The 4,330-nt window shown below is 76.6% G+C and carries 6 protein-coding genes; 1 reads left to right on the top strand and 5 read right to left on the bottom strand.

Going from position 1 to position 4,330, the window contains the following annotated elements; all coding sequences use genetic code 11:
• The 4 genes from ACIQOV_RS29685 to cobU all read right to left on the bottom strand — a co-directional run.
• Positions 1 to 207, bottom strand: a 207-nt coding sequence (locus ACIQOV_RS29685; protein ID WP_401053651.1) for a M17 family peptidase N-terminal domain-containing protein, incomplete at its 3' end; no start/stop codon positions are given.
• Between the two features lie 258 nt (positions 208 to 465).
• Positions 466 to 1,257 (bottom strand): adenosylcobinamide-GDP ribazoletransferase, encoded by a 792-nt coding sequence (locus ACIQOV_RS29680; RefSeq protein WP_401053649.1) that lies wholly within the window; start codon positions 1,255 to 1,257, stop codon positions 466 to 468.
• Between the two features lie 87 nt (positions 1,258 to 1,344).
• Positions 1,345 to 2,469: a nicotinate-nucleotide--dimethylbenzimidazole phosphoribosyltransferase gene (locus ACIQOV_RS29675; protein WP_380353205.1), complete on the bottom strand. Its 1,125-nt coding sequence runs from the start codon at positions 2,467 to 2,469 to the stop codon at positions 1,345 to 1,347.
• A gap of 28 nt (positions 2,470 to 2,497) precedes the next feature.
• Positions 2,498 to 3,085 carry a bifunctional adenosylcobinamide kinase/adenosylcobinamide-phosphate guanylyltransferase gene (gene cobU / locus ACIQOV_RS29670; RefSeq protein WP_380353207.1) on the bottom strand — a complete coding sequence of 196 codons (588 nt, stop codon included), beginning with the start codon at positions 3,083 to 3,085 and terminating at the stop codon, positions 2,498 to 2,500.
• Positions 3,086 to 3,194: 109 nt separating this feature from the next.
• On the opposite strand from cobU, the gene ACIQOV_RS29665 reads away from it, so the two are divergent.
• Positions 3,195 to 3,395 (top strand): hypothetical protein, encoded by a 201-nt coding sequence (locus ACIQOV_RS29665; RefSeq protein WP_359897024.1) that lies wholly within the window; start codon positions 3,195 to 3,197, stop codon positions 3,393 to 3,395.
• Between the two features lie 76 nt (positions 3,396 to 3,471).
• Here ACIQOV_RS29665 and ACIQOV_RS29660 read toward each other — a convergent pair whose 3' ends face one another.
• The gene (locus ACIQOV_RS29660; RefSeq protein WP_359897136.1) at positions 3,472 to 4,212 is read right to left on the bottom strand and encodes a methyltransferase domain-containing protein; all 741 of its coding nucleotides are present in this window, start codon (positions 4,210 to 4,212) and stop codon (positions 3,472 to 3,474) included.
• Positions 4,213 to 4,330: the final 118 nt, after the last annotated feature.

Below are 4,330 nucleotides of genomic sequence, written 5' to 3'. Positions count from 1 at the left end.
GGGGGAGGGGACCTTGACGGCCTCGCCCTCGGCGCCGGTCGCGCCCAGGGTGCTGAGGACCTCGGTCAGCTTGCCCTCGAACGCCTCGTTGACGGCCTCGGCGCCGGGGGCCAGCACGATGCCCTTCGGGCCCTTCGCGACACCGATCACCAGGGCGTCCGCGCGCAGCGAGGCGGCGGAGGAGGTGCTCACAGACAATGCAGTCACGTAATGCGTCCTGTTCTTTCGCGGTCCACGGCCGGCCACGGCGAGGCTGCCGCACCGGCGCAGCCCGCCGTCGCAGGCCGTCCGCCGGCGGGCCTCCGGGGTCCGGGCCCCCTGGCGCGCGCGTCCGTCCGAGGCGGCCGCGCACACCAGAGGCCCCGGCTCCTCGGTACGCGCCGGGCGGGCAGGACCTGCCACGGTGCAGGGCTGCGGTGCTCCACGCATGGTAGTCCGCATGCTGGGATCACGCGCCGCCCGGTATCAGCCGAGCAACGCCAGGGCGAACAGCGAGGCGGTCGCGGCGGTTTCGGCCATCGCGCCGAGCACGTCACCGGTGATCCCGCCGAACCTGCGCACACACCGTCCGAGCAGCAGCCGGGCGCAGCCCGTGCCGAGCACAACGGCCAGCGGGAGACGGAGGGCTGACCATCCGTCGGACAGTCCCGCCGCGGCCAGGGCGAGCGCCGCGGCGGCCGTCGCGGCGGCGGCTCCGACGGGCGGCACGGTGCCCGCCACCATCGCCCCCAGCCCGCCCGGCCGGGCGGCCGGCACCGACCGCAGGCAGCCCCAGGCGAGCGCGCACCGCGCGGCCGTCGCCGAGGCGAGCACCGCGAGCGCGCCGCGCAGCGGGGAGTGGGCGAACTGTCCGGCCAGCGCGGCCACCTGGGCGAGCAGGACGAGCACCAGGGTCAGCACGCCGAACGGACCGATGTCGGACTGCTTCATGATGCGCAGCGCGTCCTCGGCCGGCTTGCCGCTGCCCAGCCCGTCGGCGACGTCCGCCAGGCCGTCCAGGTGGAGTCCCCGGGTCAGCCCGGCGAGCACCCCCACCGCGGTCACCGCGCCGAGCGGCCCGCCCGCCCGCCAGGCCACCAGGGCCCCGGCCGTGGCGGCCAGTGCGCCCAGCACCAGTCCGACCAGCGGAGCCGTCAGCATCGCCCGGGCCGCCGCCGCCCGGTCCCACCGTTCCACCCGCACCCGCAGTACGGACAGCGTCCCGAACCCGAACCGCAGGCCGTCGGCCCAGGTGGCCCGATCGGTGCCGCTCGCCATGAACACGTTCCTCTCACGGCGGGAACGCCCCTGGCAGGGGCGTTCCCGGGGTTGTCGTGCCGTCGGCCGGGGGCGCGGGCCGGTTCGCTACAGCTTCCGCAGCAGGTCCGCCGCCGAGGGCAGCCTCGGCTGCTCCTTCGGCGCGCTCGGCGCCATCGGCACGAACGGCTTCGGCGCCTCGTCCGCAAGCACGTCCCCCGCGGCCTGGAGCAGGGGCAGCGCCAGCAGCGCGCCGAAGCCCTCGCCCATGGTGATGCCCTGGTCCTGCAACGGCGTCAGGGTCAGCCGGTCGTACGCCTTCGCCTGGGCCGGCTCGCCGCTGGACTGCCCGGCCCGCCACCACTCGGGCGCCCGGAAGGCGATCCGCTGCGCGACCAGCGCGCAGGCCGCCGAGACCACACCGTCCAGCACCACCGGCAGCCGCCGCACGGCCGCCTGGAGCAGGAAGCCGGTGATCGCCGCGAAGTCGGCCCCGCCGGTGGCGCCGAGCAGCGCGAGCTGGTCGCCGAGCACCGGCCGGGCCCGCCGCAGCGAGTCCCGGATCGTGGCGCACTTGACCATCCACACCCGGTCGTCGATCCCGGAGCCGCGCCCGGTCACCGCCGCCGCGTCCGTCCCGCAGAGCGCGCCGACCAGCACGCCGGCCACCGTGGTGGCGCCGACCCCGAGGTCGCCGAGCAGCACCAGGTCGGTGCCGGCGTCGGCCTCCTCGTCGGCGACGGCCATGCCGGCCCGGAACGCCCGGACGGTCTCCTGCGCGGTGAGCGCGTCCTCGACGTCGATCCGCCCGGAGCCGCGCCGGATCCGGTGGGTGACCACCTCGTCCGGGAAGTCGGCCGGGTCGGCGTCCACCGCGACGTCGACGACCCGCACCCGGGCGCCGTAGCGCGCGGCCAGCCGGGACACCGGCGCGCTGCCGTCGAGCACGGCCCGCACCCGGGCCGCGGTGCCGCCCTCGGCGGGCATCCGGGACACCCCGAGCGCCGCGACGCCGTGGTCGGCGGCGAACAGCAGCACCTTGGGAGCGGAGATCGGCCGCACCGGGGAACGCCCCTGCACGGAGGCCAGCCAGCTGCCCAGCTCCTCCAGCTTGCCGAGCCCGCCGCGCGGGCGGTCGGCCGCCTGCCAGCGCTCGTCGGCGGCCCGCCGGGCGCTCTCGTCGGGGCGCTCGACGAGAGAGGAGAACGTATCGAGATCCACGGTCGTGTCCATCGTCCGGAAGGCTACACGCCGAAGGTGTTCAGCCTGCGGCTGGCTTGACGGTCAGCACCTGCCCGGCCACGACCAGCAGGACCCGCTCCGAGGCGTCCGCCACGGCCATGTTGAGCCGGCCCAGGGTGTCGCGGAAGCGGCGGCCCGCGGCGGTGGCGGGGACGACGCCCATGCCGACCTCGTTGCTCACCGCGACGACCGTGCGCCCGGTGGCCGCCCAGGCGCGTGCCAGCGCCTCGCAGCGGCGCTGGACCGCGCTTTCGCCCCGGTCCGCCCAGACCTCGTCGTCCCAGGCGTCGCACTCGTCCATGACGGAGGTCAGCCACAGCGCCAGGCAGTCGACCAGCACCGGGGCCGGGTCGGTGGGGTCGGCCAGCACGGTCTCCAGGTCGCAGGTCTCGGCGGTGCGCCAGCTCGACGGGCGGCGCTCCCGGTGCAGCGCGACCCGCTGGGCCCACTCGGCGTCGCCGTCCCGGGTGCCGCCGGTGGCCACGTACAGGACGTCCGGGTGGTCGGCGAGCAGCTGTTCGGCTCGGGTGGACTTGCCGGAGCGGGCGCCGCCGAGCAGCAGGGTGCGGGGCAGCGGGGGACGGGTGGGCTCGGAGGGGGTCGCCATGCCGCCCATCCTGCCGGACCGGGCCGCCGGACCAGGCATACGGAAGATCGGGCCGGGCAGGCTATGGTGCGCAGCAACACAGGCAGCGTGGTCAGTGGGAGGAGCCGGCATGGTCTGGACGTGGCGGTACGAGAAGGCGGACGGCAGCGCGGTGACGCCCGGCGGCGGCCAGGAGGAGTTCGCGGGCCAGGGAGACGCCGAGACCTGGATCGGGGAGACCTGGAAGCAGCTCGCGGAGGACGGTGTGGACACCGCGGTGCTGCTGGACGACGACCGCGTCGTCTATGCGATGAGCCTGCGCGAGGAGTAGGCCCGACGGGGTGGGGCGGTCGCCCGGCGGCTGCTCCGCCCCCGACCGGCTCCGGCCGGATCGGCTCCGCCCGGGGCTACTTCGCCCCGATCACGTGCAGGAGCGCGGCGACCTGCCGGTACGGGTCGGTGCGGCCGGCCCGGTACTCGGCCTCCAGGAGCTGGGCCAGCTGCCGCCCGTCCACCGGCGGGGCCGCGTCGTCCGGGGCGTTGTCGGTGAAGACCCGCACGCCGTACCAGTGCCGCAGCGGCACCGACACCTCGGAGAGGGTGACGGTGAGGTCGCCGAGCCGGTCGGCCCGCGCGGCCAGCCCGAGCCGGTTGTAGTACCGGTCGCTCTCGAAGGCGTGCAGGGCGGCCCGCCAGTCCCCGGCGGCGGCCGGCCGCAGGGCGAGCGCGTCGCGGTTGCGGACCAGTAGCGAGAGCAACCCGCCGGGGGCCAGCAGCCGGGCCAGCGAGGCGATCATCGGATCGGGGTCGGGCAGGTACATCAGCACGCCGTGGCAGAGCACCACGTCGAAGCTGCGCGGGCCGAACCAGCGCCCGCACTGGTGGCCGTCGCCGCTGAGCAGCTGCATCCGGCCGCGGACCTCCGGCGGCTCCTCGGCGAGCGCCCCCTGGGCGACGCCGAGCGCGACCGGGTCCGAGTCGATCCCGGTGACGTAGTGGCCGGCCCGGGCCAGCCGCAGGGCCTGGGTGCCCTGGCCGCAGCCGATGTCGAGCACCCGCTGCGCGCTGCGCCCGGCGAGCTGTTCGGCGAGCTGGCGGGCGACGAGCTCCTGGCGGACGAAGTTGCGCAGCCCGCCGAGCCGGTCCAGCCAGGCGCCGGTGCCGCCCGCGAAGGACCCGCTGCGCGAGGGCAGCCTGCGCTCCTGGGCGAGACGGTCGTGGCCGCCGTCCCCCTGCCCCGGAAGCGCGTAGAGGCCGGGCCCCTCC

It is taken from the genome of Kitasatospora sp. NPDC091257, assembly GCF_044757675.1.
In the GTDB taxonomy this organism is placed as follows: domain Bacteria; phylum Actinomycetota; class Actinomycetes; order Streptomycetales; family Streptomycetaceae; genus Kitasatospora; species Kitasatospora lactacystinica.
The sequence above is the reverse complement of the archived record's forward strand: the minus strand, read 5'-3'. Positions and strand labels throughout refer to the sequence as shown.